21 protein-coding genes, 4 tRNA genes and 2 riboswitches are annotated in these 26620 nt (G+C 56.3%); of the genes, 14 read left to right on the forward strand and 11 right to left on the reverse strand.

Going from position 1 to position 26620, the window contains the following annotated elements:
* Positions 1–10 precede the first annotated feature (10 nt).
* The 4 genes from QPL95_RS00820 to purE form a co-directional block, all read right to left on the reverse strand.
* Positions 11–2071 carry a bifunctional diguanylate cyclase/phosphodiesterase gene (locus tag QPL95_RS00820; protein ID WP_303289121.1) on the reverse strand — a complete coding sequence of 687 codons (2061 nt, stop codon included), beginning with the start codon at positions 2069–2071 and terminating at the stop codon, positions 11–13.
* 258 nt (positions 2072–2329) lie between these two features.
* Entirely contained in the window at positions 2330–2908 is a 579-nt protein-coding gene (gene sodB, locus QPL95_RS00825) for a superoxide dismutase [Fe] (protein WP_303289122.1), read from the reverse strand.
* 71 nt (positions 2909–2979) lie between these two features.
* Positions 2980–4098, reverse strand: a complete 1119-nt coding sequence (locus QPL95_RS00830) for a 5-(carboxyamino)imidazole ribonucleotide synthase (RefSeq protein WP_303289123.1) — start codon at positions 4096–4098, stop codon at positions 2980–2982.
* A gap of 52 nt (positions 4099–4150) precedes the next feature.
* Positions 4151–4642, reverse strand: coding sequence for a 5-(carboxyamino)imidazole ribonucleotide mutase (gene purE, locus QPL95_RS00835; RefSeq protein WP_303289124.1), 492 nt, complete (start codon positions 4640–4642; stop codon positions 4151–4153).
* A 173-nt stretch (positions 4643–4815) separates the two neighbouring features.
* On the opposite strand from purE, the gene QPL95_RS00840 reads away from it, so the two are divergent.
* From QPL95_RS00840 to QPL95_RS00865, 6 genes are all read left to right on the forward strand, one after another.
* On the forward strand, positions 4816–5787 hold the full coding sequence (locus QPL95_RS00840; RefSeq protein WP_303289125.1) for a hypothetical protein: 972 nt from the start codon (positions 4816–4818) through the stop codon (positions 5785–5787).
* Positions 5788–5912: 125 nt separating this feature from the next.
* Entirely contained in the window at positions 5913–6773 is an 861-nt protein-coding gene (locus QPL95_RS00845; RefSeq protein ID WP_303289126.1) for a DUF2846 domain-containing protein, read from the forward strand.
* Positions 6774–6823: 50 nt separating this feature from the next.
* Positions 6824–7066, forward strand: a complete 243-nt coding sequence (locus QPL95_RS00850) for a hypothetical protein (RefSeq protein WP_303289127.1) — start codon at positions 6824–6826, stop codon at positions 7064–7066.
* 207 nt (positions 7067–7273) lie between these two features.
* Positions 7274–7349, forward strand: a tRNA-Val gene (locus tag QPL95_RS00855).
* 64 nt (positions 7350–7413) lie between these two features.
* Positions 7414–7490 (forward strand) — tRNA-Asp (locus QPL95_RS00860).
* 9 nt (positions 7491–7499) lie between these two features.
* Positions 7500–7575: transfer RNA gene (locus QPL95_RS00865), tRNA-Val, on the forward strand.
* A gap of 114 nt (positions 7576–7689) precedes the next feature.
* Here QPL95_RS00865 and QPL95_RS00870 read toward each other — a convergent pair.
* Positions 7690–9096, reverse strand: a complete 1407-nt coding sequence (locus QPL95_RS00870) for a 3-oxoacyl-ACP reductase (RefSeq protein WP_303289128.1) — start codon at positions 9094–9096, stop codon at positions 7690–7692.
* Between the two features lie 197 nt (positions 9097–9293).
* On the opposite strand from QPL95_RS00870, the gene QPL95_RS00875 reads away from it, so the two are divergent.
* The 5 genes from QPL95_RS00875 to QPL95_RS00895 all read left to right on the forward strand — a co-directional run bounded on the left by QPL95_RS00875 (position 9294) and on the right by QPL95_RS00895 (position 13992).
* The gene (locus QPL95_RS00875) at positions 9294–10619 is read left to right on the forward strand and encodes an acetyl-CoA C-acetyltransferase (RefSeq protein WP_303289129.1); all 1326 of its coding nucleotides are present in this window, start codon (positions 9294–9296) and stop codon (positions 10617–10619) included.
* Positions 10620–10721: 102 nt separating this feature from the next.
* Positions 10722–10798 (forward strand) — tRNA-Met (locus QPL95_RS00880).
* A gap of 292 nt (positions 10799–11090) precedes the next feature.
* Entirely contained in the window at positions 11091–12581 is a 1491-nt protein-coding gene (locus QPL95_RS00885; RefSeq protein WP_303289130.1) for a Fic family protein, read from the forward strand.
* Between the two features lie 102 nt (positions 12582–12683).
* On the forward strand, positions 12684–13094 hold the full coding sequence (locus QPL95_RS00890; protein WP_303289131.1) for a hypothetical protein: 411 nt from the start codon (positions 12684–12686) through the stop codon (positions 13092–13094).
* A 72-nt stretch (positions 13095–13166) separates the two neighbouring features.
* A riboswitch (glycine riboswitch) is annotated at positions 13167–13255 on the forward strand.
* Positions 13256–13352, forward strand: a riboswitch (glycine riboswitch).
* 22 nt (positions 13353–13374) lie between these two features.
* Positions 13375–13992 carry a trimeric intracellular cation channel family protein gene (locus QPL95_RS00895; protein ID WP_303289132.1) on the forward strand — a complete coding sequence of 206 codons (618 nt, stop codon included), beginning with the start codon at positions 13375–13377 and terminating at the stop codon, positions 13990–13992.
* Positions 13993–14019: 27 nt separating this feature from the next.
* On the opposite strand, the gene QPL95_RS00900 is transcribed toward QPL95_RS00895, so the two are convergent.
* Genes QPL95_RS00900 through QPL95_RS00910 form a run of 3 tightly spaced genes read right to left on the reverse strand, consistent with a single transcriptional unit; the run spans position 14020 to position 17614 of the window.
* On the reverse strand, positions 14020–15030 hold the full coding sequence (locus QPL95_RS00900) for a hypothetical protein (RefSeq protein WP_303289133.1): 1011 nt from the start codon (positions 15028–15030) through the stop codon (positions 14020–14022).
* Positions 15031–15084: 54 nt separating this feature from the next.
* Complete coding sequence (locus tag QPL95_RS00905; RefSeq protein WP_303289134.1) at positions 15085–16293, reverse strand: acyl-CoA dehydrogenase family protein; 1209 nt, start codon at positions 16291–16293, stop codon at positions 15085–15087.
* A 16-nt stretch (positions 16294–16309) separates the two neighbouring features.
* Positions 16310–17614: an acyl-CoA dehydrogenase family protein gene (locus tag QPL95_RS00910; RefSeq protein ID WP_303289135.1), complete on the reverse strand. Its 1305-nt coding sequence runs from the start codon at positions 17612–17614 to the stop codon at positions 16310–16312.
* A gap of 220 nt (positions 17615–17834) precedes the next feature.
* Between QPL95_RS00910 and QPL95_RS00915 the strand changes: the two genes are divergently transcribed.
* Positions 17835–19583 (forward strand): autotransporter assembly complex family protein, encoded by a 1749-nt coding sequence (locus tag QPL95_RS00915; RefSeq protein ID WP_303289136.1) that lies wholly within the window; start codon positions 17835–17837, stop codon positions 19581–19583.
* Positions 19580–23356: a translocation/assembly module TamB domain-containing protein gene (locus QPL95_RS00920; protein ID WP_303289137.1), complete on the forward strand. Its 3777-nt coding sequence runs from the start codon at positions 19580–19582 to the stop codon at positions 23354–23356. Before QPL95_RS00915 ends, QPL95_RS00920 begins: the two co-directional genes overlap by 4 nt.
* A 12-nt stretch (positions 23357–23368) precedes the next feature.
* Here the strand turns inward: QPL95_RS00920 and QPL95_RS00925 are convergent, their stop codons facing one another.
* The 3 genes from QPL95_RS00925 to QPL95_RS00935 are packed head-to-tail and all read right to left on the reverse strand — an operon-like array spanning position 23369 to position 25801.
* Positions 23369–24061, reverse strand: coding sequence for an SIMPL domain-containing protein (locus tag QPL95_RS00925; protein WP_303289138.1), 693 nt, complete (start codon positions 24059–24061; stop codon positions 23369–23371).
* 2 nt (positions 24062–24063) lie between these two features.
* Entirely contained in the window at positions 24064–24807 is a 744-nt protein-coding gene (locus QPL95_RS00930) for a gamma-glutamyl-gamma-aminobutyrate hydrolase family protein (RefSeq protein ID WP_303289139.1), read from the reverse strand.
* The gene (locus QPL95_RS00935; protein WP_303289140.1) at positions 24800–25801 is read right to left on the reverse strand and encodes an amidoligase family protein; all 1002 of its coding nucleotides are present in this window, start codon (positions 25799–25801) and stop codon (positions 24800–24802) included. The genes QPL95_RS00930 and QPL95_RS00935 overlap by 8 nt, the downstream gene beginning before the upstream one ends.
* A gap of 168 nt (positions 25802–25969) precedes the next feature.
* Between QPL95_RS00935 and lexA the strand changes: the two genes are divergently transcribed.
* Entirely contained in the window at positions 25970–26581 is a 612-nt protein-coding gene (lexA, locus tag QPL95_RS00940) for a transcriptional repressor LexA (protein ID WP_303289142.1), read from the forward strand.
* Positions 26582–26620: the final 39 nt, after the last annotated feature.

Here is a 26620-nt window from a genome sequence, read left to right on the forward strand (position 1 = left end):
GGGTTGGATTTCAGGCGTCATTTTCCACGATATTGGCGTGAAATGTCTGTATAAAACTCTCAAAATCTTTAGGTAGCAGGGGTCTGCTGAAGAAATAACCCTGGGCCAGTTTGCAGCCTCTTTGGGTCAGATAGTGCTCTTGCTCTGCAGTTTCCACACCTTCTGCAACCACCGTCAGATTCAGGCTTCGGCCGAGATCGATGATGGTGTTGGCGATTCGGGTGTCTTCCTCGTTGACGAGCAGGTCACGGATGAACTGTTTGTCGATTTTCAGATGTTGAACCGGCATCTGCTTCAGGTAGGTGAGTGATGAATAGCCGGTGCCAAAATCGTCTACCGCTATGCTGATGCCCGCTCGGTGCAACCGGTGCAGTTTGGCCACGGCATCGGTCAGGTTGGTCATGAAGCTTGTTTCGGTGACTTCGAGCTCCAGCCGTCCCGCAGGGATCTTGTGTTTTTCCAGGGTGGCGAGAATGTCGTCGACGATGGCGTCTTGCCGTAGCTGAACGGCGGACAGGTTAACGGCAATCCTCAGGTGTAAGCCTTCACTTGCCCAGCGAGCGGCTTGCCAGCAGGCTTGTTCCAGAACCCATTGACCAATGTCGACGATGGAACCATTGGCTTCTGATACCGGAATGAACGTGTCTGGCGGGACCAGGCCATATTCCGGGTGATTCCACCGGAGCAGAGCCTCAGCGCCGATGATGCGTTTGGTCTCCAGGTTGATCTGGGGCTGGTAAACGAGATGAAACTCGTGATTGGCCAGTGCACGGGCCAGGTCTTTCTCCATTTGCTTCCGCTCGCGGATTGCCTGGTCAATGCTGGCGACGTAAAACTGAAAGTGGTTGTGGCCGTTCTGTTTGGCCAGAGCCATGGTTTGTTCTGCGCTTTGTAGCAGGCGATCGGCTTCTTCGGCATCCGATGGGTACAGTGCGATGCCTATGGTGGCTGTCATGGATATGCGGTGATTGCCGGCATTGATAGGCGAGGCGAAGCCAGCGAGTACTTTTTCAGCGGTTTCCGCTGCCTGAAAACCATCCCGAAGTTTTTTTTCAACAATCACAAACTGGTCGCTGCCCAGACGGGCGATACTGAAGCGGTCTGAGGACAGGTTGGCGCTCATTCGGCTGGCGACCGTTTGCAGGATGGTGTCGCCCGTTCGAAACCCGCATTGGTCATTGACGGATTTGAAATCGTCTATGCCACAAACCATCAGTGCCACAGAACCGTGTTCAGCCTGAGCTGCCTGAATATCCTGCCGTAACTCTTCCATAAACACATCACGGCTTGGCAGGCCCGTCAGAGAATCAAAGCGTGCGAGCTGGCTCGCCCTGTCTTCCGCTTCACGGTGTCGTTGCTGGCTGTCTGCTATGGCCACCAGAAGGTTGTTGGTGGCATTGACCCAAAGCCCCAGTTCGTCAGCCTGATGCCCTTTTGGAACGCTCAGCAGGCGGTCATCCGGATGGGCCGGGTCGACCTTTTTAACGGAGTGAACGATTCGGAGTAGCGGGCTTGTCAGTAACAGGTGGAAAACGATGAAGAGGACAAAGCCCAGAATCAGGGCAATAACAATACCGGAAGTGAAAGTGACCAGTGCGCGACTGAGCCAGATTTCCGCCACTGGCGCGGTGTCGTAATGAATTTCCAGGTAGCCATAGGTGATATCGGTGTTGGTGCTGCGGTTCAGCGCTTCGCGATATTCCCGGACACTGCCAAAGAAGAGATCGGTGATTGGGCGGAAATCCAGTTCCTGAAGTGGCCTCAACCGACCGCCGAGTTCGTCACCGTTCGGGTGGGTAATGCTTGCCATGTGAATAGGTTCAAGGGCGAAGAGGCCGTCTACCACTTGTTGGGCAAGCGTTTCATCGATGCTGAAAACGGCCTGGGTTGCAGCGTCCCGAACCATGGTCATGGTCTGGGCGGCCTGCCGCTCAAGCTCTGAAGAGACCCGTTGGGCGTCCAGCACAACTTGCACGGTGCTGACCGCAATGCCGCTGAGCAGGGCGACGATCAGCACCCAGCGCAGAATCCGGAATCCCAGGTGGTTTTCTACATGAAACGCTTTTTGCATACGGCTGTGGATAGCTCGTTTGTCGTGATTGTTGTTGGAGCCTATGAACCTCTCAGGTCAGCCCCTTAGACAGTATGGTTCAGGCTGATCCGATCGTCATTGAGTATGCCTGATTTTTTACATTTATCTTGGTGCGACATGTATCGATTTGTTGCAGTTTGGTCGCATTCAGAAACAGAAACGCCCGCCGGGCACATGCCAGGCGGGCGTTTCTGTTTCTGGCAATGACAGCTGACGCTGTCAGAGGCACAAACCGGTTTACGCGAGGTTTTCGTTCACGAAATCCCAGTTAACCAGGTTCCAGAAAGCTTCCAGGTAGTTAGGACGGCTGTTCCGGTAGTCAATGTAGTAAGCGTGTTCCCATACATCAACAGTCAGCACTGGCTTGTCTGCACCTGTCAGCGGTGTTTCGGCGTTGCTGGTGTTGGCGATTGCAACGCTGCCGTCTGCTTTCTTGACCAGCCACGTCCAGCCGGAACCGAAGTTGTTGGCGGCTTTGTCGTTGAATTCTTTCTTGAACTCTTCGAACGATCCGAAAGCCTTGTCGATGGCTTCTTTGGCTGCGCCAGTCGGCTCGCCGCCACCGTTAGGGCTCAGGCAGTGCCAGTAGAACGTGTGGTTCCAAACCTGGGCTGCGTTGTTGAACAGAGGGCCGCTGGCGCTCTTGATGATGTCTTCCAGGGACTTGCCGGCATTGTCGGTACCTTCAACCAGGCCGTTCAGCTTGGTCACATAGGTGTTGTGGTGCTTGCCGTAATGGTACTCAAGTGTTTCCTGAGAGATGTGCGGTTCCAGTGCGTTTTTTTCGTAAGGCAGTGCGGGAAGTTCAAATGCCATGAGGTCGTTCTCCCTGTCTCTCTGTGTTTATGAATGTTCGTACAAGCAATATAAGGGCGGTTTGAGTTAAATCAACCCTTTGCTGTTAAAGAGCTTTTAAACTCGGGGCTGCCCGGCAGGAACTGCGCACAGTTCCTTACCCGCCAGACGAGTTCTTCGTAGCTGTCTGCCAGGATGTTTACGTGCCCTAACTTGCGCCCCGGCCGTTCACCTTTGTTATACAGGTGCAGGTGAGCGTAGGGCAGCTCCAGTATGCGCTCGATCTCACCGTGTTCGCCAATGATGTTGATCATGCAGCTGACGCCTCGGGCCTCTACATTGCCGAGGGCATGGCCGCTGATGGCACGGATGTGGTTCTCGAACTGGCTGGTCATGGCGCCCTCGATGGTCCAGTGGCCAGAGTTGTGGACACGTGGCGCCATTTCATTGGCGACCAGTCCATCGTCGGTTTCGAAAAGTTCCAGTGTTAAAACACCAACGTAGCCAAGTTCGTTCAGCAGGGCTTTGATGTATCGCTCCGCATCTTGCTGCACGTGTGCCTGCAGGCCCGGCGCGGGCGCGATCGAGTAGCGCAGAATGCCCTCGTGATGGGTGTTCTCGGCAATGGGGTAGAAGGCAACGTCTCCGTCTTCGCCGCGTACTGCAATGATGGATACTTCTCGCTTGAAGTTGACGAACTTCTCTACGATGACCTTCGGGTGGCCTATGCTGGCCCAGGCATCGACAGCGTCTTCCGGGCTTTTGAGTACGGCCTGGCCTTTGCCGTCGTACCCTTCGGTGATGGATTTTGCCACTACCGGGCAGCCCAGTGCCTCTGCGGCTGCTTTAAGTGATTCAGCGCTGTCGGCGGTTTTCCATTCCGGAGTGGGGATGCCTAACTGCCCGAAGAGTGTTTTTTCAGCTTCGCGGTTCTGGCATACCTGGAGGGCGCGAGGGCATGGGTGCACCGGTTTGTGCTTGGCCAGTTGTTCGGCAACGTCTACGGGCAGGTGCTCGAATTCGTAGGTGACTCGGTCAACTCTGGACAGAAAGTCGTCCAGGTATTTGCCGTCGCGGTCCACGATGGTTTCGCCGAGCCCGGCGCTGGGACTGCCAGACATGTCATAGAATACAAATTCTTTGGCCAAAGGGTATCCGGCGAGGGCCAGCATGCGCCCCAATTGGCCGGCACCTAGAACACCAATTCTCATTCGGGATCTCCTGCCAGTGTTTCGGCTCTTGTCTTGGTGGAGTGAGCTGGTTTCACTGATCCTTGGGGTCAGGGTTGTCCAAAATAGTCTGTGTTTGTGTTGCCCTGAACTCGTCTACCGCCTTGCGCACTTTGTCATCGAAGGTGCCGATAATCTGGGCAGCCAGCAGGCCGGCGTTGGTGGCACCGGCTTTACCGATGGCCAAAGTGCCGACGGCAATGCCGCCGGGCATCTGGACGATGGACAGCAGAGAGTCCAATCCGTTCAAGGCCTTTGATTGTACGGGGACACCGAGTACCGGCAAAGACGTTTGCGAAGCAACCATGCCGGGCAGGTGTGCGGCACCGCCTGCGCCTGCAATGATGACTTTCAGGCCGCGGTCGGATGCGGTTTTGGCGTAGTCAAAAAGCAGGTCGGGTGTGCGGTGTGCTGAGACTACCCGGGTTTCGTAGGGTACGCCGAGTTTGTCGAGCATGTCGGCGGCGTGTTCCATGGTGGGCCAGTCGGATTTCGAGCCCATGATGAGTCCTACAAGCGGCTGCATATGCAACTGTCCTGTGATAATTGGAAAGCCGGCCATTGTAGGGTCTGCCTACTTGCCATGCAACAGAGACCGCGCCCTTGTCGGGGCGCCTGTAACGTTCGTCATTTTAACGTTTGGTCAGGTGCGGGTATTATCGAGGCCTCTGTTTTAACTATCCATAGTCAGGAGCTGTAATGGAACCGATCCGTCCGGATGACGATGAGCTGAGAGCTGAAGCACCCTTTGGTGGGGCGGAGCCGAGAAAGCCGGTGGCAGGCAAAGAAAAGTCCGCGGCCAAAAAGGAAAAACCGCCAAAGCCACCGGAGTCGTCAAAGGCGCCGAAGCCAGCCAAAGGGGGTGGTCATGGTGGCGGTGGCTCGGTGCTGGTCTGGGTGCTGCTGATTGCGGTGGCGGTTGCAGCGGGTACCGGCTGGTATGTTCAGGAGCAACGCATTACCGCGCTCGAAGGGCAGTTGGAGGAAGCAGATTATTGGGCCAGGCAGAGTAAGTTGGCGCTGGCGCGCTTTGAAGGTGAGCTTTCTGAAACCGGTGAGTCCTTGCAGGAACGGGGCGCGTCATTGGAGGAGAAGATTGCGGCAAACGAAGCGCGCCTGGATGCTGCCGACGGTGAGGTTCGCAAACTTTGGGTGATAGCCAATGAGCGGAACAAAAAGCGTCTGGATGAGCATCAGCAGCAGCTTGGGGCTTTGGATGAAGCGCTTGGTGAGGCTCGCAAATCGGTTTCGGATTTAACGGCCTCCCTGGAGCGGGTTCGTACCGGCCTGGCCGGCGATCTCGCGCAGCTTTCAGGTCGGCTCGATAGCTCAGTGGCCTCGCTGGAGCAGGCCGACAAAACGTCGGCAGAACAGTTGGGTGTTCTACGCCAGCAGATGGGGGATGTGGCTCAGGTTGTGGATAGTCGTGTTCGTCGGTTCGAGCAGGAGCAGAAGCTCGGTATTGATGGCCGGGAAAGCCGTATTGCGGCACTGGAAGATGACGTTGCTTCGATGGCCGGGGGTGGAGAGGTACGCGCACTGAGGAGTCAGTTGGCGGAAGTAAAAAAGGTGGTGGAGGCCGTTGATGCATCCCGTGCGCAGCTGACCTCGCGGCTGGTGCGTCTTTCAGAAGAGGTGAATCAACTTCGCTCGGGTTCCGCAGGCCAGTAATCGGTTTCAGGGCTGACAGGGGTGAATGTAACGGTTTGTATTCATCCCTTGCGGTAGCTCTCATTTCTCCGGGGTGGCAGTTGTTATGATTTGCCTACTCGAGAAAGGATGAAGAGTGTAAAACAATGAGAATCCGAGCACCTTTCGTAAAAAACGTGGCTGCGCTTCTGTGTGCGCTGGCCTTGTCCGGTTGTACCGTATATCAATCTATCGGCAAGAGTGTGGGTGGTTTCCTGCACCCAGTGTCTGGCCATAACTTTGTACACATCGATACCGACGCCTGGGATCAGCAGAATGCGCTGTTGTACTTTTATCGCACCCATTCCCAGTGGGCGGCGGATGAGATTGAATCCCCCAGCGTCTATATCGACGACAAGCATTACTTCAATATTCGCAATAACAGCTTCACCTGGCTGGAGGTGGCGCCTGGGGAGCGCCATTTAGCCATGCGCCGCCCGTTGCTCGGGCTTGAAGGCCTGAATTCGTTCAGTCTTAGCCTGATTGCAGATGCCACTATTAATGTGGAAGCTGGCAAGATTTATTACCTGCGTTACAACGAGTTGACCGAGCCGGAGAGTCCTTACCCGGGTCTGGATCCGGAAGACCCACTGGCGTCCGGTGATTTGCAATTGGTAACCCGGGAATACGCCATGCAGTCTGGAGAAATCGTATCTACCCTTTTCCTGAACAGTGATTTGCTGGCGCCAAACCATGCGGCCACCTCGATCGTTGAGGTTAATCAGGATGCCGATTACGAAAAGCGCAGGGCTGTTCTTGAGGAAGAGCGGGAGCTGGAAATTGAGCGGCTCAAGGCGCAGGGCAAGTATGAACCTGCCTCCTGGTACTGGCCATTTGGTGGCGGCCCCACGGTTCCGTTGGAATCTGATCGCAAGCTGGACGAGCTGGAAAAACAGTATGCCAGCCTTGAGAAGGAGCGTGAACGGCGCCGCGAAGCGGAATCTGGTGGCGGCTGGTGGATTTTTTAACGGTTGAGTGACTACACTGAATGCGATCTGGCAGTAAGTGAGAACAACTGATGTCACTCAAAGATGATGTTTTTGCTCGGGTTGAGCATGTGGCTGGGCGACTCGTACCCTACCTGGAAGAATCCTGGCTGGACGTAAAGACGAGGCTGGATGATCTTAACCGTTCCCTGGCAGCGCAGGCTGTTCCGGAAGAGCGCAGGGCTCAGGTTAGCGATTTGTCCTTGCGCTCGAAAGGTGAGCGGGCAGGGCAGAAAACGGCCGAGGTCAAAGACTTTCCGAAGGGTGGGAGGTGAGGTCAACTCGCTGATTTCGATCATAAAACGCTCAGTTTTTGTGGTTATCGAAAAAACTTCAGGAATTTTCCGGAAAACATTTGACTCTCAGAGTGAAATGCTTAAAATGCGCGTCTCACTTGGTTGATGCAGCAACGCTGAATCAGCAAGCGCGTCAAGCGTAGCAAGTGACTGCTTAGAGCTTGAAGTACAGTAAAGCTCCGAAGTGGGTGGTTAGCTCAGCTGGGAGAGCATCGCCCTTACAAGGCGAGGGTCGCAGGTTCGATCCCTGCACCACCCACCACTTTTAAGCAGCCGCCAGAGTGTTTGTCTGGCAACCGGTTTGACCCAATGGGTTGAATCAATGCGGAGCGGTAGTTCAGTTGGTTAGAATACCGGCCTGTCACGCCGGGGGTCGCGGGTTCGAGTCCCGTCCGCTCCGCCACTTTTTCCCGGGTGGTTAGCTCAGCTGGGAGAGCATCGCCCTTACAAGGCGAGGGTCGCAGGTTCGATCCCTGCACCACCCACCAGATTTGAAAAAAAGCAGATCCAATCGGATCTGCTTTTTTTTTGCCTTCAGAGAATTCTGCGGTCTTATAAAAAAGCCGGGGGCCATGCGCCCCCGGCTTTCCATAGTGAGAGGCTTACTTGCCAATCAGGGACTGGCCACACACCCGCACTACGTTACCGTTCACGCCCGCCGACGCCGGGTTGCAGTACCAGGCAATGGCCTCGGCCACGTCTACCGGCTGACCGCCCTGCGACAAGCTGTTCATCCGCCGGCCTGCTTCGCGAATGGTGAAGGGCATAGCGGCCGTCATTTGGGTTTCAATGAATCCCGGGGCTATGGCGTTGATGGTGATGCCGTTCTTGAGCTGTTTCGCCATAGCTTCCACGTAGCCAATCACGCCGCTCTTGGCGCAGGAATAGTTGGTCTGGCCAAAGTTGCCGGCGATCCCGCTGATGGAAGAAATGCACACAATTCGACCGTTGTCCTTCAGCAGTCCTCGGTGAGCGAGCTCTTCGTCAATAAGCTCTTCCGCCGTCAGGTTCACTGCAATGGTCATATCCCAGAAGTGCTCAGGCATGTTGCCAAGGGTTTTGTCGCGAGTTATGCCGGCGTTGTGGATCACGAAATCTACCCCGCCAGTTTCCTTTTCAATGAAGTCTGCAATCAGCTTTGGCGCCTTTTCGTCAGTGATATCACAGGCCATGGCTTTGCCTTTAATGGCGCCGGTTACTTTCTGCAGCTCTTCCAGGGCTGGTGGGATGTCCAGGCCTATGACGGTTGCGCCGTCCCGGGCAAGGGTTTCCGCAATGGACGCACCAATACCCCGGGAAGCGCCGGTAACCAGGGCAACTTTGCCGGCCAGGGCGGCAACCGGGTTGGTTGCTTTGGCTTCGTCGGCCTTGCCAATGCGCACGGTCTGGCCAGAAACGTATGCTGACCGGGCGGAGAGGAAAAAGCGCACGCTGGAGTCGAGTTGGTTCTCGGCATTTGGTGCAATCCATATCAGGTTCGCGGTGGAGCCTTTTTTGCCGATTTCCTTGCCTACTGCGCGCACAAAACCTTCCAGTGCCTGCTGGGCTGCAGCCTGAGGCGCTTTGCGGCAGGAATGAGGGTCCTGGCCAATGACCAGTACCCGGCCATTCGAAGCCAGTTTGCGAATTGTGGGGTGGAAGAAATCGTACAGCGCCCGGAGTTCCTGAGGGGTTTTCAGGCCGGAAGCGTCGAAGATCAGTGCAGAAAGCTTGGTGTCCACCGGGCTGCTGAGGTCAAAGGTCTTGGCCTTGTTGCCGGCTTTCGCGGATTCCGACAAGATTTCTGTTCCGGTGGCGTGGTGCAGGTTTGCCGGACTGGCTGCCAAAATGGCGCCCAGTGTTGATATCGCCTTTGCGCCGGGGCCTGCGCCAATAAGAACATCACCTTCAACAAAAGGCTGGTCGACGCGTTTAAGGCGTTTCAGCGGGTTCGGTGATGGCAGGCCAAGAGATTGAGCGGCGGTTTTGCCCACGGGGGTATTCACGAGTTTCAGATAGAGGTCAGACATGGTTGCTTCCTTGTATAAGCTTGAGTATCTAATAGCCTAAAGGGTAAAGATTCTTCAGGCTATTGGATTGACTGAACGCAGTATTGCGGTTGTCAGAGTTGCCAATGAGCCGCGCCGGGTAATCGTTAGACTTCAATGCAACGTCTTCGACTCCAATTCCAACCCTAACCCCTCATCGTTATAAAGGATTATTCACTATGGCCCAGGCCCCGAAGAGTACCAAGACCAAATCCGAAATCGCCAGGAACACTTCAGGTATTCGCCGCGTCGCAGTGCTGGGCGGCAATCGCACGCCTTTCGCCCGTTCCAATACGGCCTACAGTAAAATCAGCAACCAGGAGCTGTTGACGTCCACCCTGCGAGGCCTGGTGGATCGGTATGGTCTGGAGGGCATGCGTTTGGGCGAAGTTGTCGCAGGTGCTGTGATCAAGCACTCAAGGGACTTTAACCTGACTCGCGAATCGGTACTCAGTTCCGGTCTGGCGCCTGAGACCCCCGCTTACGACATTCAGCAGGCCTGTGGTACTGGTCTTGAGGCCGCGATTCTTGTGGCCAACAAAATTGCACTGGGGCAGATCGAATGTGGCATTGCCGGTGGCACCGATACCACATCGGATGCACCGATTGGTGTGGGTGAAGGCCTGCGGGAAATTCTGCTGGACCTTAACCGGGCTAAATCCGCGAAAGAGCGACTTAAGATACTGGGCCGTTTCCGTCCCGGCCATCTGATGCCGGAAATTCCGGAAAATGGTGAACCCCGCACCGGTATGTCTATGGGCGATCATTGCCAGGTAACGGCTAAAGAGTGGAGCATTCCCCGGGAAGACCAGGATCGGCTGGCCTGGGAAAGCCACCTGAAGCTGGCAAAAGCTTATGAAGCCGGTTTTTTCGAGGATTTGATGACACCCATGGCCGGTTTGGCAAGAGACAACATTCTTCGCCCGGACACGACGTTGGAAAAGTTGGCCACTCTGAAGCCCTGCTTTGACCGTGAGAATGGCACCATGACCGCGGCCAACAGCACCGCGCTCACCGACGGCGCATCCTGTGTGCTGTTGGCCAGTGAAGAGTGGGCGAAAGAGCACAACATGGAGGTGAAAGCCTGGCTGACCTTCTCTGAAGTGGCTGCGGTCGATTTTGTGGACAAAAAAGAAGGTTTGTTGATGGCGCCGGCTTATGCGGTGCCTCGCATGTTGGCCAAAGCCGGGTTGACGTTGCAGGATTTCGATTTCTATGAAATTCACGAAGCATTCGCAGCGCAGGTTCTGTCTACCCTGAAAGCCTGGGAGGACCCCGGATTCTGCAAGGAGCGTCTTGGCCTGGCTAAGCCGTTAGGCAGCATCGACCGCGCGCGAATGAACGTAAACGGCTCCAGCCTGGCCACGGGTCATCCGTTTGCCGCCACCGGGGGGCGCATTGTCGCCACCCTGGCGAAACTGCTTGAGCAGAAGGGCCGCGGCCGTGGTCTGATCTCAATCTGTGCCGCCGGCGGTCAGGGCGTTACGGCGATTCTTGAGCGCTAAGTGACGGGGATTTCGTAATTTCCTTTGACACTGCCGGCATCAGGCCGTATTATTCGCGCCTCGTTGATCGGGGTTAGCCCCGAAGGCCAACAAAAAGTTTGATGCGGGGTGGAGCAGTCTGGTAGCTCGTCGGGCTCATAACCCGAAGGTCGTAGGTTCGAATCCTGCCCCCGCTACCATATAAAAGAAAGGCAGATCAGTAACTTACTGGTCTGCCTTTTTTGCTTTCTGACTCTGGAATTTTCTCCGTGCCCTCACCGTGCCCTATGCGTGCCAATTTCCGATTTGGATATTTTGGCCCCTCTTCGTTGTTGACTGTAAGTCTTTCTATGTCACACGCCAAATAATCCATCAGCGGACGACTCGGCCACCCCATCCTTGTGTGTAAAAAATATTAGTGAGATCATAAAAAGTGTAAATAAAGTGAAATGAGTGTAAATAAAGTTCTGGCGGGCGGAAGAAAGGGATAACATGCAATACGCAGGTTACGCGCATCTCATCAATCAGGACAGTATCTCGGCAATAGAGCCGGCAATCTCTGTGGAAGTGCGCTCGGTCACCCGCAAGGAATTCATCGGCCAGACCATAGCTGTGCCCGCAAAGCTGGTCCCGTCCCCGAATGATCGTCTGGGCCACGTTCTGTTTGCCATCAAACACGAAGGCATCAACTTGCAGGTACTGGCACAGGCGTTGCCGGCCATCCCAGAGTCTGAGATCCGCCAGGCCTTTGATTCCGCCCCAAACAGCCAATACTTGCGCAAGGCCTGCTTCCTGTGGGAGCACTTTACCGGAGAGACGATTAAACGCGCCACGGAGAGCATTCGGCAAGCTTACGTGCCGTTATTTAACGCCAAGGCCTACATCACCGGCCAGGGACAGAAGAATCCCCGTTGGCGAGTGATATTCAATGGCCTGGGCACACTGGATTACTGCATCACAGTGCGGCGAACCGGAGAGCTTCAGGCGTTGCTTGATGAAGGCTTGCTGCAAAAAGCCACGGAGTTTACCGAGTCACTTCCGAAAGACATCCTGAACCGCACGTTGGCCTGGGCCTACCTGCACGAAACCAAGGACTCCTACGCCATTGAAAACGAAGCACCGTCGGAAGATAAAGCCACCCGCTTCGTGAACCTTCTGAAACAGGCCCACAGCCCCCGAAAACTGGATGAAGACTACCTGGTAGACCTGCAAAACGCCGTTATCAGCAACGTGTTCTCCCAGGCTGTGTCCTTCCGAACGGAACAGAATTACCTTAGTAACGGCTTGCGTGGAGCGCTGGGGGTTACCTATGTGCCGCCAGCTCCGGAACTGTCGCGCTCCTTGATGGAACAGCTGATGGCATTGGCAAACCAGCCACCGGAAGAGGTGGACTCACTGGTTTTGGCAAGTATCGTTTCCTTCGGCTTTGTATTTGTTCATCCTTTCATGGATGGCAATGGCCGCCTGTCCCGGTTTTTGTTTCACCAGGTACTGTGCCAGCGTGGGGCCCTCCAAAACGGCCTGGTGTTGCCCGTATCCATCGTGCTACGCCTGAATGAGTCCGAATATCTTGGTGTGCTGCAAGCGTTTTCGGAGCAAGCGAGGCAATACTGGGACGTTACTTACATCGACGAAAACCAGTTCCAGTTTGAATTTAAGGGCCATGAAGCCCTCTACCGATACTGGGACGGCACCCACTGCGCCGAATTTATGGCCCGGGCAACCAAGCAGGCTATTGAACAACACCTGAAAGAAGAAACCGTATTCCTTACCCGATACGACGAAATCTACCGCAGCATAGACCGGGTCTTCGATATACCCAACACTGATCTTTCCAGGCTGGTAATGTTTTGCCTGGACCAGAATGGCCGCATCTCCAACCACCGGCGCAAGCAATACCGGTACAGAGTGCCGGAAGATATCTTCGATGCGCTGGAACAGGCGTATCAAAGTGCGACAGCCGAAGGCTCCGAGCCCGTGTAGCGATACTTTAATCCTCTCGAACTCAGTGCCAGCGGTCGTGTTGTCACCAAGACGAGCAGTCGTTTCAAGCAATATTATTTCCGGTTGGCAAGAGAGCTGGATGTGGATCCCAAAGCTCTGGTGTACGCCAATCTCTTTGCCTGGGATTACGATGGTCGGTTACCGATAGATCGACCCAATGGTGAGCTTTCAGAGGTGCTCAGGCTTTCCAATCAGTTGCTTGCGGCGCAAATCAAACAGCTTAAACCGTACTTCATCATTTTTGCCACCGGGTACGATCAGATTGATCCGATCATTCGAAGTCTATTCAATGATCATTTCGACGGTCATGAAAACGTTGATCCGGTGGTACCCAGGAAACTTTGGGAGTTCCACGGCGGCGGCAGTGTTTGTTATCGGATTGCTCATCCGCGGGCCACGCATGGGCATGGTGAATACAGAGAGGAAGCACTGGCGATATACCTGGCCGGGATTAATTGGCTACTGCATTTTCTGGAAGATTTTCGCCGTTAACTCGACCACGTGATCAAAGCGGGTTATGGGAACCTTACGGATCTGCCTTTTTTGTATTTGGGCGCTATAATGCGCCCCCTCGCAGGAGAGAGAGTGCTTTCGCACTCCGCCGAAGGCGCAACCTCCCATAAACGCTCAGGCTCATGTACTGCGACCAACATCAACAGCCGTCTGGAGAGTGACTGCCCCGGCAGTCCACCGAAGGGGCAAGCAGGGTATTCCTGTAAACTCTCAGGTATCAGGGACAGGGGGAGAGGCCAATAGAACGCAGGAGATCTGTGTGCTTACCTCTGTCTATCTGATAGCCATCACGGCGGAAACCATGTCGGGAGCCCTGGCCGCGGGCCGGCGCAATATGGACCTTTTTGGGGTTGCTGTTATCGCTTTTCTGACCGCTCTCGGGGGCGGCACAGTGCGCGACATTCTGTTGGGCAATTTCCCGGTGACCTGGACCCAGCATCCAGGCTACATCTATCTGACCATTACGGGTGGCCTGGTGACCATTGTCATTGCCCGGTTCATGCGCCACCTGCACCAGTTGTTTCTCGTTCTCGACGCTATCGGGCTGGTGGCTTTCACCGTTATCGGGTGCAACGTTGCATTGAAGCTTGGCTACGCAACACCGGTGATCGTGATGTCGGGCATTACCACCGGTATTTTTGGTGGCATTCTTCGGGATATTATGTGCAATCGAACGCCTCAGGTATTACGCCACGAGCTCTACGCCAGTGTGTCGTTGGTGGTTGCGTTGGCGTATCTTGCGCTGCTGCGCGAGGGTGTTGATGAAGATATTACGCTGTTGGCAGCTTTCAGTCTGGGGCTGCTGATGAGGATGTGTGCCATTCGCTGGCGGGTGTCGCTTCCGGTGTTCAGTTATTCACCGGCCCAATGGCGCTGACGCAGGGCGCTTGCCCACTACGGGACACTAGGGCAGGTTCCTGCGCCAATGCTTAACCTGAACCTGTGTCTTGATCGCTTCTATGATCTCGGTAATCAGAGCGATGAGTGCCTCCTTCTCGGTATTTCCGCTGGCGGCTGCCGAACCTGGCTCAGGTAAAAATACGTTTACGATGTCTTCAATAAACGCATGGTTGGTGGAGGAGGCGAGATCATCCAGAATCTGGTGAATCACGTTGGCCACGATATCCCCTACAGCATTCTCCAGGGTGTCCTGAATGGTGGGCCCCACCACCGGTAGATACTTAAGTCGTGACAACTCGAGATTCTGTTTCAAAGCGTTGTCTACCCGGTGCTCAAGGTAGGCTCGCAACGCCCCCCGGTTCGGTATATAACCCTGCTGTGCTGCCAGGGCAATCCGGTCTGACAGCCAGTCGGACAGCATTTGGCGTCTCGGATACAAAATGTCATGTTGGATTCTGTCGAACAGGGGTGAGCCCTGCTGGACTTCATGCTGAACGCCACTCAGGACTTTCAGGACGATGCGGTCCGACAGCTCTTCCATGAAGGCGTCGTAATAAAACGCAACAAATCGGTACAGCCGGGTACTGGTGACGTCGATGATCTTGTATTGATGCAGCCGGTATACGATCGAGATAATCCGCAGTATTCGCAAAAAGCGCAGGCTGCCGACCGGGATGCAGCCTACCAGGTCATACCAGTGGATGAATGGGTAAAAGTACCAGCGATCGTAAACCTTTGCCTTGATGGAATAACCCCACCGAATAAAAAACTCACTGAGAAATATCCATACGAAGATCAGGTCGTAGAAGATAAAGTTTTCGTGGATGGGGTGGTAGGCAGACTGCGCTGCAGGCAGGTGCTCCTTGAGGAGATTCTGCACGGCGATGAAATTATAGATGGAGTCCCAGATAATAAACGCAAGGTTGATAATCAGCAGGCCCAGCATCAGAAAATCGATGAGGAACCAGATCATCTGATGGCTGGATTTCAGGTTCTCGCGGTTTATCCTGAGCATTGTGGCTACCTGTAAACGTGTCAGGGACTGAATATAAGTCCCTGACAGAGTAGCCTATTTTAACTCTGAGGACGACTTGCCAAGCAGTCGTCGGGCGATGATCAGCAACTGGATTTGCTGAGTGCCTTCGAAAATATCCAGTATTTTTGAATCCCGGGCCCATTTTTCCAGTAATTCGGTTTCGCCATAGCCGAGACTGCCACACAGCTCTGCGCACCTCAGAGTGACCTGGCTACCAACACGTCCGGCCTTGGCTTTCGCCATGGAGGCTTCCCGGGAATTTGGCTGACCATTATCGGCCATCCAGGCTGCGCGCAGGGTCAGTAGCCTGGCGGCTTCGAGTTCGGCTTCCAGCAGGTGCAGCTCCCGGGCTGCGGCGGGCAGGTGCCAGGTTTGTTGCCGATAATCCAGGTTTAACCCGCTGATGGCGAGTAGGTCACGGGTACGCTCCAGCGCAGCCCGCGCCACGCCAATAGCCATGCCTGCCACCACTGGGCGAGTGTTATCGAAGGTTTGCATGGCCCCGGCAAAGCCCTTGTCGACGCTGATGTCCGGGTCTCCCAGCAGGTTTTCTTTGGGAATGCGGCAGTTGTCGAAGCGGATGGCTGCGGTGTCAGAGGCTCGTATGCCCAGTTTCTTTTCCAGCCGCTCCACGCTCATGCCCGGAGTGCCTTTCTCCACCACAAACGATTTGATGGCCGCTCGCCCCCGGGACTTGTCCAGGGTTGCCCAGACCACGACGGCATTGGCGCGCTCGCCTGCGGTTACATAGATCTTCTCGCCGTTGATGATGTAGTGGTCGCCGTCCTGGGTGGCCGTTGTCTGGATGGCTGCGGAATCTGACCCGGCCCCAGGCTCGGTGATTGCCATGGCAGCCCACGTGCTGCCGAACCGTTTCAGCTGCGTTTCGCTGGCAACAGCGGCGATGGCTGAGTTACCCAGGCCCTGGCGGGGGATCGACAGCGCCAGGCCAACATCACCCCAGCACAATTCGGTCAGGCCCAGGACGGTTTTCATGTTGGTGCCGTTGCGGTTTCCGGGTGCGCCTTCGCCCCCGGAACGGGCCAGGCGGCCTGCACCCGCCCCACCGTCGGCCGCGCCGTCGTTCATGCCGTCCATGATGGTGGCAAACAGATCCAGCTCTTTAGGGTATGCGTGTTCTGCACGGTCGTATTTTCGGGAGATTGGCCGGAAGACTTCCCGCGCAACTTGCCGGGCCTGGTGGATAATCGGCGCGAACTTGCCTGGAATTTCTAGGTTCATGCTGTGTTCCTCTGTTTCAGGCGTGAACGCCGCCGTGGTGGGTGGCGACAGAACGCAAGTCTCGATACCAGCGCTCAACCGGGTGCTCTTTTACAAATCCGTGGCCGCCCAGCAATTGCACACCGTTGCTGCCGACTTCCATGCTCTTTTCGTTACACAGTAATCGCGCAAGGCTTGCTTCGCGATGAAACGCCAGGCCAGCTTCTGCCCGGCTGGCGGCGCGCCAGGTGAGCAAACGCATGCTGTCGATTTCAATCGCCAGATTGCTGATCATGAACGCGACAGACTGCCGGTGGCTGATGGGTTCGCCAAACGCGTGCCGGTCGTTGCAGTAGGGGATCACGTAATCCAGTACGGCTTGTGCAGTACCCACGGCCAGCCCACAGCGCATCAGAGCGGCCCGGTCGATAAATGCCTGATAATCGAAATCATCACCGCCGAGCAGTGCATCCGCTGGCAGCTCCGTGTTGTCGAAACAGATTTTGACGGCACCTGTGGCGCGCAGGCCCATTCCGTCGTCGTCGGTAATGAGCAGGTTTCTGCCAGCCGTCTCCACGATAAACATGCGAGGTTTGCCGTCAAGTACTGCGGCAACCAGGAGTAGATCGCACTGGCCGCCCATGACAACCTGGGCTTTTTCACCGTTGAGGCGATAGCCATGGGCGGTTGCAATGGCGGTGGTGGCGGGGTGCATCGGGTCGAACAAGGGCGTTGGTTCGTCCAGAGCGATGCTGGCCATAGGGGGATGGTCTTCACAGAAAGCTGGCAAGTAACGTGACTGCTGCTCACCGGTGCCCCACTGACTAATGGCCTGGGCTACACTGAACGGTGCCAGCAGCGCCAGGGCGAGCCCCATATCGCCCCAGGCCAGTTGTTCCGCAATCAGCACGCTGGTGACCGGAGACTGCTGCTCGGCAACACCGCCAAACTCACCAGGTACTGCGTACATGGTCAGGCCCAGTTCGGCTGTTGAAGCCATAATCCGGGCAGGAAATGTGCCGGATTCATCAGCTTCGCATGCGTTGGGGCGGAGCACCTCTCGGGAGAGCCTGTGAAGACTGTCGGTGATCATCAGCTGGTCGTCATCCAGCGACAGATCAAAGAGCTCACCTTGCTTGCGCGCGGGCAAGCGTGTTTGCGGAAGCCAGTTGCGAGCCCGATTGAATTCCCGGCCCGCCAACGCAATGGTACGAAAACCCGCGCGGGTGCCGTGGTATGCGGTTTTTTCAAGTGGGGACCGAAGCCCTAACCGGTCCAATAGCGGATTTCCGGAAATCCGGTTCATAATTGAGAGGGCAAGGCCTATGGGGTCCTTGGGCACGGCAGTCTCCTGATTTGGGGTGCGCATGAGAGATACTGTAGCCCTGAGCATGGCGCCGATTGTCGCCTTGGCCATTGGCGGAGGCCGCCATGCCGGTTGGCAATGTGGCCAATTGTGATTTTGTTGCGCCAGGCGTGGCACGGCCATTGGGGTACCGGTAAACTCTCGCTCCTGTGACAGGGATTCATCACCAAACCTGGTTGGGATACCAAAACGCCGTATGTTTTCAGCCGTTACCCGAAAAAGAGCTGCCCTCACGGCCTTCCGGCTGTTTGTGCTGTGTTATTCCGGTTTGAGTGTGGCGAATCAGGTGCAGGTTGATGTTGAGGGTGATTACAGTGCCCTGGAAGACAATGCCAGGATCTTTCTGGGGGAAGTGGAGGGCCGAACCGCTGATGGTTTACGGCGCTACGCACCGACCGCAATTGCCCAGGTTGAAGAGGCGGTCAGGGCGCTGGGTTATTACAATCCGGAGATTACCTGGACGGTAAGCGACGACAGTGACGGCCTGGCCGAACTCTTGTTGACGGTGGCGCCCGGTGACCCTGTCAGAATACAGAACCGCACGGTTGTGTTTGAAGGACCAGGTCGGGATGACCCGGAACTCGTATACCAGCTTCCGGATCAGCCCGCGGTGGGCGACGTGCTCAATCATGGCCAATACGACAACCTGCGCCAGATCATTCAGAACAGGGCCAGCCGTTTAGGGTACTTTGACGGAGAGTTTGCAACCCGAACGCTTGAGGTTGACCCTTCTGAAAAAACAGCGGATATCAGTCTGACCTTCCGCACGGGAGAGCGGTATCGCCTGGGCCGGGTTACCTTTCGGGAAGGGCACGGTTTCGAGCAGGCCTTACTGGATCAGTTTGTCACCTTTGAACCGGGTGAGCCGTTTCACGCAGGCGAGGTGGCAAAGCTCAGCCGTGACCTTTCCAACAGTGGTTATTTTTCCGGGGTGGATGTTGAGGCCTCGCCAAACCGGGCCGACGACGGGGTTATTCCGGTAAACATTGTGTTGACGCCCCGAAAACGTCGCTCCATCGCAGCGGGTGTCGGTTTTTCCACGGATGTTGGGCCCCGCTTGCGGGGTAATTGGCGCGAGCATTACATCAACCCTATGGGCCATCGCCGCGGCCTGGAGACCGAACTGTCAGTGCCGCGCCAAAACCTGACCGGTTGGTACGAATTGCCTCTGGACCCACCCATGACAGATTCCATTCGCCTGAGTAGCGGTTATCAGCGTGAGCACATTGAAGATGTGGAGTCTGAGCGTTTGACGCTCGGTCAGCAGTGGCGTCATCAGCTGGACAATGGCTGGATGCAGGTGCTGTCCATGCGCTGGGAAGGCGAGCGATTTACCATCGGCGAAGACGAAAGAGGCAATTCCACCTTGCTACTGCCAGGTGCGAGCTATTCAAAGTTACAGGCCGACTCGCCCCTTGATCCCTCCAGAGGATACCGGCTGCAACTTGACGTGACGGGCGCACACAGCGCCGTGCTTTCCGATGCCGATATACTGCATGTCAACCTACTGGCTCGCGGGTTGTACACGCTGGCAGACAACCACCGCTTCCTGGCTCGGTTCAATTTTGGGGGTGTGGCCACCAACAGCTTTTCTGATGTTCCGCCATCGCTCCGGTTTTTTGCGGGTGGTGATCAAAGCGTGCGGGGCTATGGTTATGAAACGCTGTCGCCGAAGGGTTCGGATGGTGTGGCTGTGGGCGGGCGCTATCTTATTGTCGGCAGTGCCGAGTATCAGTACGAGTTCGCAAGAAACTGGCGTGTTGCGGCATTTGTTGATGAGGGCAACGCGGTAGACGATGTGTTTGATCCGCTGGCAACGGGGGTTGGCGTTGGGATTCGTTGGGTGAGTCCGGTTGGGCCGTTGAGACTGGATATCGCTCAGGGGCTGAACGAATCCCTTGGTGGCGACTGGCGAATTCACTTTTCTATGGGGCCGGAGCTGTGACAACGAAGAATGCTCAGCCGAATCATGACAGCCAGCCGAAGACCGGCAGGGTGCCGTTGCGCCGGCGCTGGTGGTTTTGGTTGTTGGTCATTCTTGCGGTGGTTTTGCTGTTGCCGGTGTTGCTGGTGGGCCTGGTTCTTGTCGCACTCAATACCGAAACCGGCACCGCCTGGACGATAGAGAAAATTCCGGGGCTGAACACCAAGGCCGGCAACGGTTCGTTGTTGGGGCAGTGGCAGGCCGAGAGCCTTGAGTGGCAAGGTTATGGTGTGGGGGTTCTGGTGCAATCCCCTGAGGTGGACTGGTCACCAAGCTGCCTGTTTGAACTGACGCTCTGTCTTGAAACCCTCAAGGCAACGCGCATTGAGGTCGGGGTTCAGCCTTCTGAAAGCAATGAGAGCGATGAATCCGGGGCCATCACTCTGCCAGAGATTAACCTGCCGCTTGCGCTTAATGTGAGGGATGTCGATCTGGGACCACTGACGGTCAACGAAAGCGCCATCTGGGATCGGGTTGAATTACGCACGAGTGCCTCCGGTGCCAGCCTTCAGATTGATCATGCATTTTATAAATTAGGCGGCATTCGGGTGACCGCAAGCGGTCGGGCCGAAATGCGCAGAGACTGGCCTCTCGATATAAACGTCACGGCCGAGCTGCCGCCGCCCTCGGGCGACGCCTGGCAAATTGGGCTGAACCTTGCCGGCAGTGTCCGGCAGCTCAGGGTTACGGGCCAGAGCGAAGGCTACCTCGATGCCAGCCTGAACGGACAGGTGGAGCCGCTGAATAACAGCCTGCCGGCAAACCTCACGGTGCAGTCGCCCGCCTTTTTGGCCCATGACAGCCTGCCACCAACCCTCACTCTTAACCAACTGGTTGTGGGCCTGAACGGATCACTGGCAAAGGGTTTTGCAGCAGAGTCCAGTGCCGTATTGCCCGGAACCACCGGGGAAATCAGCCTTGCCCTGAAGGGGGTGGTCACCACTGGGGATGTCTCAGATTTGGTACTTTCGCTGTCTGGCCCTGCCGCGAGCGAGCGACAGCAACCCGGAACCTTTGAGGCCAGAGGCGAGGTATCCTGGTCAGAGGGTCTTGAAGCCAACGCCAAGCTGAATCTGGATGCGTTCCCCTGGTATGGCCTGATACCCGGCATTCAGCCGCCGCCCGTTGTGCTGGAGGCACTGCAAGGGCAGGCGACCTACCGTGACGGTAGCTATGATGCCGATCTGGGTGCCAGAGTAAGCGGGCCACTGGGCTCTGCCAATCTGAGGACCCGCGTCAATGGCAATCTCGAATCCCTGAGTATCCGTCAGTTGGAGATGACCACCGGGGCTGGCTCTCTTTCCGGGCATGGGGAACTGGGATTTTCCGGCCCTTTGTCCTGGCAGGCCGCCTTGGAACTGAACCAGTTTAACCCGGGTTACTGGTTGCCGGTTCTGGAGTCCAGCCTGAACGGGCAAGTGAACAGTGAAGGCGAGCTTCAGGAAGGGGAACTGCCGGCAATGTCTGCCGACTGGGCACTGCAGGGAACATGGCAGCAGCAAGAGGCAAACGCCGAGGGCAGGCTGACCAGTGATGGTTCTGACTGGTTGCTGGATGACCTTCTGCTGACGGTTGGTGAGAACAGAGTGACCGGGAGTGGTCGCTACGGTGCGGACATCGCTGCGGACTTTGCAGTCCTGTTGCCGCAGCCTGGCGCTCTTGTGCCCGGGCTTGAGGGTGAGCTGTCAGCTCAACTGACCGCTTCAGGTAATGTGCAGAAACCTCAGGCGACACTTAGCCTGGGTGCTCAGGAACTGGCCTGGCAAGATCTTCTGAGGGTGGGCAGTGCAGAGATACAGGCAGAACTCGCCGCTGGTGAAGTGCTTGACGCTACACTGGCAGCGAAGAGCATCAAGGCTTCCGGGCAGGACGTTGATGAAGTCATGCTGTCGGTCAACGGAACCCGCGAAAACCATCAGGTTTCGCTGACTGCAAGCCACCCTGAAGTGTCGCTACTGCTCGACTTTGTCGGCAGTCTGGGCGTGAACCTTGCCAGTTGGAGCGGCGCTCTGACCCGCGGCGAAATCGATGTGCCGGAACCGGGCCAGTCCTGGGTTCTGGACCAGCCTGCCGACCTTGTTTATAGCGCCGACGGGGTGTTGAGCTTTGGTGCGCATTGCTGGCGCTGGCAAGACAGCTCGGTATGTGCCGGAGAGCAGCAACTCTGGCCGGATCCCCGGATTGCCTATCAGATTACCCGGTTTCCCGCGCTCGCTCTGGAGCCTCTGTTCCCGGAAACCTTCCGGTGGACCGCTATGCTCGATGCTGACATCGAACTGTCGTATACCGACGCTGGCCCGGACGGGCGGATCAGCGTGGACGCGGGAGAGGGCACCTTTGAATTTCTGGTACTCGATAAGTGGGAGAAGCTGAGCCACAGGACACTGACGGTCGATGCGCTCCTCAAGCCTGAGCAGGCTGAGCTGTCGTTTGCGCTGAGCGGCCCTGAGTTGGGCGAATTCAGTACTCGCCTGGCGGTTGATCCTATCTCGGAGCAGCGAACGGTCGACGGTCAGTTCAGCCTGAAAAATCTGGACCTGGCGTTCTTGTCGGCCTTTGCCGGGCTGGAGGAGGTCAAAGGCCAGGTTAATGGCGAAGGGACGCTCGCCGGCCCTTTGTTAAAACCGGAAATAACCGGCGAGCTGGCGCTTACTGAGGGCCGCCTTCAGGACACAAAACTGCCGTTGCCCTTGGAAGAGGTGGTGCTTGTGCTGGAATTTCTGGGCTACTCGGCGGATATCAGTGGTCGCTGGCAAAGTAACGACCGAAGTCAGGGACAGCTTTCCGGGACGTTGAACTGGCAACAGGAACCAGAGCTTGCCCTGAACGTCAGCGGGAACCGTTTACCGGTTAATATTGAACCCTATGCCAGCGTGGAAGTGGCGCCTGATCTGGACATCCGGTTTGGCAGCGGCGAGCTGGCGGTATCCGGCCGGGTTGAAGTGCCCAGAGGCAGCATTGAGATAAAGGGGTTGCCCGAGTCGGCGGTTTCGGTCTCGGAAGATGAGCAGGTTGTCGGTGTTCAGCGAGAAGAGCCGACCATCCGCGCGATGCTGATGGACATCACCGTGGTGGTTGGCGAAGAAGAGGTGGGTTTTGATGCTTTTGGCCTGACAGGAAATCTGGAAGGAACGCTGCGCATCGGCAACAACATGGATACCCGGGGCGCCTTGCGGCTGGTAAACGGCCGTTACGAGGCCTTTGGCCAGGAGCTGGATCTGCGCAGGGCGAGGGTGGTGTTTGTAGGCGCGCTTACCGAACCTTACCTGGACATTGAAGCGGTGCGGGAAGTCGATACGGTTGTCGCGGGTATAAGACTGAGCGGCCCGGTCAGCGCACCGGAAACCGAGGTGTTTTCCGAGCCTGCAATGCCCCAGAGCGATGCGTTGTCTTACGTGATCCTGGGCCGTCCACCTCGCGGCAGAGGGGACGAAGGGCAGATGAGCCAGGCCGCGATATCGCTCGGGCTCACTCAGACCAGCAAGTTCACGCAAGGTATTGGTGAGGAGCTGGGCATAAAAAACCTGATTCTTGAAGCGGAAGGCTCCGGCGATCAGGCTGCCGTGGTTGCCAGTGGTTATATTACGGATGAGCTCAGTCTGCGTTACGGAGTGGGCATCTTCGAGCCGATCACCACCGTGGCACTGCGCTATGATCTCGGCCGCTACTTCTACCTGGAGGCTGCCAGCGGGCTGGCAGCGTCACTGGATATTTTCTATACCCGGGATTTCTGAGTGCCTGGCGGGTCAATCCAGCTCGAAGGTGGCGCTGACACTGGCACGAACTTCCCTGGGGCCCACGCTGGAGACTGTGTCTCCGCCGGATTTTGCCTCAGCCATCATCATCGGAACAGGCCGGTGGCCACCACTGATATTGATGGTAACAACGTCTCCGCAGCTTTTGTCGAGCTGCTCTGCCACGAATGTGCATTGGTCTCTGGCATCCTTAATGGCGAGCGCCAGAGCCTGTCTCTGAAGGTCTGGTTCGTTTGAGTGGAAAAACTGATGACTGCCCAGGTGGTATTGCAGTCCAAGTTTTTGTGCCTGATCCAGCAGCGGGTTCAAAAGCTCAAGATCACGGATCGCAAAGCTGACCGTCTGGCTGGCTACCGCAAGCTGCTCTGGTTTCTGCCCGTGCTCCTGTATTGGCAGGGAGCGGGTATAGAGATTGACGTCAGCATCTGAGTAATCATCAAGCTGGTCACGCAGGTTCTGAATGCCTTTTCGCCATTGTGTCATGGTATCCGCGACCTGCTGGGAGGCCTTTTCAGGCAGCTTGTGCTCGGCGCTGGCGGTAAACTGAAGCCGGGCGCTGTCTGGGGTATAGCTCACAATGCCTTCGCCGCTCAGGCTGACTTCGCCTGCTGACGCAGCGACCGGAGCCAGAACGGAGGCCAGCACAACCGTTGCCAGGCCAGGTGCTCGATAAGGGTGTGACATAGTCAGTTTCCTTCTGAAGTCTTTGGGGGGTTATCGCTTTCGAGGCGCTGAAGTTTTCGCGCACAGGCAGCTTGTACAAAATGGCTGAAAATGCGTCGATGGCCAGGGTGGTAAAGAAGGTATTCCGGGTGCCATTGAACGCCCATCATCCATTGCTGACCGGTGCTTTCAATGGCTTGCACAAAGAGGTCATTATCTACCGCCGTCACCCGCAAGCTACGGCCAAGTCGTTTGATGGCCTGGCTGTGAATGCGGTTGGCGCCAATCTTATGACTTGGCATGAGTGCGCCAATACGGCTTCCGATGACCAGATGAACGGTTTGCAGGGGCAGCAACAGAGGGCGGTGCCGTGTTCTGACCCTCAGTGGGGTGACGTTCTGGCACAGAGAGCCACCTTGAAAGATATTGATGAATTGGGCTCCGCGGCAAATGCCCAGCACCGGAATGCCCAAGGCTTCCGCCTGCTCCAGCAACCGGTAATCGGTTTCATCCCGCTTCGGGCTGTAACTCGCTGTCACTTGCGGCTGCTGATCATAACGTTCCGGGTGTACATGCGTGCCGCCGGACAACACCAGCCCGTCCAGCAGGGCCACGTTGGTGCGGGACCCCGGCCGGATATAGTGAGTGCGAGCGCCATGGAGCTTCAGTCCGAGGCTGATCAGGCGATGGGCAAGGCTCCGGCGGGGCGGGCCGCTTATGCCGATGGTAAGCCCGGGAAGCTCCGGGGCTTCCTGGTGATCAGACATAGCCGCGCTCTTGCAGCCAGTGTGCGGTGGTTTCCTCCCACGAATGCGTCAGGTTGTGAAGGCTGAACTTCCTGGCCGCCAGAAATTCATGCCGCAGTTCGGCCAGGTGCTCCCGGTGATTAGCCACCTGCTCCAGAATCACCCAGTCATTCCACACCGACGAAAAGTGCCAATCCGGGTTATCGATGTCGCAATCCGGCAAGCGATAGTGAAGCGTTGGTCTGCTTTTGATTCGGGGGTCATCAACATACTCGGCAAGTAGTTCGGCATCCAGGTGCGCAAACAGGGGCAGAAGGTCGAGCGCCTTGTTGCGGGTGGGGTTGTAGTGCAGATAATCCGACATCAGCGTTTTGATATCCGGCGCATAGTCATCGGCCATCAGCTTTTCGGTATACCGGCTGCTCCAGGGTTCTATGTAGGTAGTAAACTTCCGACTGATATCAATCTGATGCCGGGATTTGAGCCAGTCGTACAAAGCGGCAAATGCCTGCAGATAGCGCACGATGGTATCAGGCTCGAGATCCGGGAGCTCCGGGTTCAGTTGCAGTCCGAAGGCATAGTAAATTGCCTCGCGGCTGCCAACCGCACCCAGTTCCCGAAGCTCATCCATCAGATTCTCGACGAGATCGAGACGGTAAAAAGCCAGAGGTGGCCCGACGATTTCGAGCGGCACAATCTTTTCAGCGGCGAAATCGATCACATCCATGGCGTGGGTGCCAAATTCACGTACGGCTTCGGGCAGCCGCTTGTCGGCAAGATCGAGGTCTTTGATCGGGTCTGAATCCAGTTCGATGGTAAAGGTGCCCGCGTCAGTTTGCAGGCTGGTCACGTAACGTGATTTGAGCTCGGGTGTGCCATCGAGGAGGCGCCCCGAATGTTCGACCAGCGCGTCATAACTCAATCCTGAAAGTTCAATTTCTACGCCGACTCGTCGTTCACTCCCGTCGGCACCGTGAGTGTGATCAGGCATGTTGCATCGGTGATGGGGGGTCATGGTGAGGCTCTGCATCCTTATCAAGGCTTTGAACTTCACCTTAACATACCGTGAATATATCGCCTGTTACCGATAAGAAAAAGTAAAGAGCAGGGTTTACACTGGATAAAACACTGTATATAGTCAAATCACTGTATAAAAACCCAGGCACGTTGACCCGGAGCGCCCTTGATGAAGCTGACCGCCAGACAGTCCCAGGTGTTGGACATTATCCGACGCTACCTTGATGAGACCGGTTATCCGCCTACCCGTGCAGAAATCGCCGCGGAGCTGGGCTTTCGTTCAGCTAATGCTGCGGAAGAGCACCTCAGGGCACTGGCAAGAAAAGGTGCGATTGAGATGGTTCCCGGTGCCAGTCGTGGCATCCGGTTGCCTGAAGCTGAGCCTGATCTGGGCTTGCCGGTGATTGGTCAGGTGGCGGCCGGTAGCCCCATTCTTGCCCAGGAGCACATTGAGGATCACTGCGCCCTTCAGCCGGATTTCTTCTCTCCGACAGCGGATTATCTTCTTCGCGTTCGGGGTATGAGTATGAAGGATATCGGCATCATGGATGGCGATCTGCTGGCGGTTCACAGAACCCAGGATGTTCACAACGGCCAGGTTGTTGTGGCCCGGGTGGGTGACGAGGTTACGGTCAAGCGGTTCCGGAAAGAAGGTAATAAAGTCTGGCTGATTGCAGAGAACGAAGAGTTTGGTCCCATTGAAGTGGATCTAACCGAACAGGAGCTCTTTATTGAGGGTCTGGGCGTGGGTGTCATCCGGCGTTCAGAGCTGCATTGAGAATCCGAAAATCTGTTTTGCGTTAACCGCAGGTAGGTG

The organism is Marinobacter sp. SS5-14b (assembly GCF_030541005.1).
Taxonomy (GTDB): Bacteria; Pseudomonadota; Gammaproteobacteria; order Pseudomonadales; family Oleiphilaceae; genus Marinobacter.

Excerpts from the sequence above, each read along its gene's own strand:
- QPL95_RS00820 (WP_303289121.1), bottom strand. The coding sequence starts at position 2,071 with ATGCAAAAAGCGTTTCATGTAGAAAACCACCTGGGATTCCGGATTCTG.
- sodB (WP_303289122.1), bottom strand. The coding sequence starts at position 2,908 with ATGGCATTTGAACTTCCCGCACTGCCTTACGAAAAAAACGCACTGGAA.
- QPL95_RS00830 (WP_303289123.1), bottom strand. The coding sequence starts at position 4,098 with ATGAGAATTGGTGTTCTAGGTGCCGGCCAATTGGGGCGCATGCTGGCC.
- purE (WP_303289124.1), bottom strand. The coding sequence starts at position 4,642 with ATGCAGCCGCTTGTAGGACTCATCATGGGCTCGAAATCCGACTGGCCC.
- QPL95_RS00840 (WP_303289125.1), top strand. The coding sequence starts at position 4,816 with ATGGAACCGATCCGTCCGGATGACGATGAGCTGAGAGCTGAAGCACCC.
- QPL95_RS00845 (WP_303289126.1), top strand. The coding sequence starts at position 5,913 with ATGAGAATCCGAGCACCTTTCGTAAAAAACGTGGCTGCGCTTCTGTGT.
- QPL95_RS00850 (WP_303289127.1), top strand. The coding sequence starts at position 6,824 with ATGTCACTCAAAGATGATGTTTTTGCTCGGGTTGAGCATGTGGCTGGG.
- QPL95_RS00870 (WP_303289128.1), bottom strand. The coding sequence starts at position 9,096 with ATGTCTGACCTCTATCTGAAACTCGTGAATACCCCCGTGGGCAAAACC.
- QPL95_RS00875 (WP_303289129.1), top strand. The coding sequence starts at position 9,294 with ATGGCCCAGGCCCCGAAGAGTACCAAGACCAAATCCGAAATCGCCAGG.
- QPL95_RS00885 (WP_303289130.1), top strand. The coding sequence starts at position 11,091 with ATGCAATACGCAGGTTACGCGCATCTCATCAATCAGGACAGTATCTCG.
- QPL95_RS00900 (WP_303289133.1), bottom strand. The coding sequence starts at position 15,030 with ATGCTCAGGATAAACCGCGAGAACCTGAAATCCAGCCATCAGATGATC.
- QPL95_RS00905 (WP_303289134.1), bottom strand. The coding sequence starts at position 16,293 with ATGAACCTAGAAATTCCAGGCAAGTTCGCGCCGATTATCCACCAGGCC.
- QPL95_RS00915 (WP_303289136.1), top strand. The coding sequence starts at position 17,835 with ATGTTTTCAGCCGTTACCCGAAAAAGAGCTGCCCTCACGGCCTTCCGG.
- QPL95_RS00925 (WP_303289138.1), bottom strand. The coding sequence starts at position 24,061 with ATGTCACACCCTTATCGAGCACCTGGCCTGGCAACGGTTGTGCTGGCC.
- QPL95_RS00930 (WP_303289139.1), bottom strand. The coding sequence starts at position 24,807 with ATGTCTGATCACCAGGAAGCCCCGGAGCTTCCCGGGCTTACCATCGGC.
- QPL95_RS00935 (WP_303289140.1), bottom strand. The coding sequence starts at position 25,801 with ATGACCCCCCATCACCGATGCAACATGCCTGATCACACTCACGGTGCC.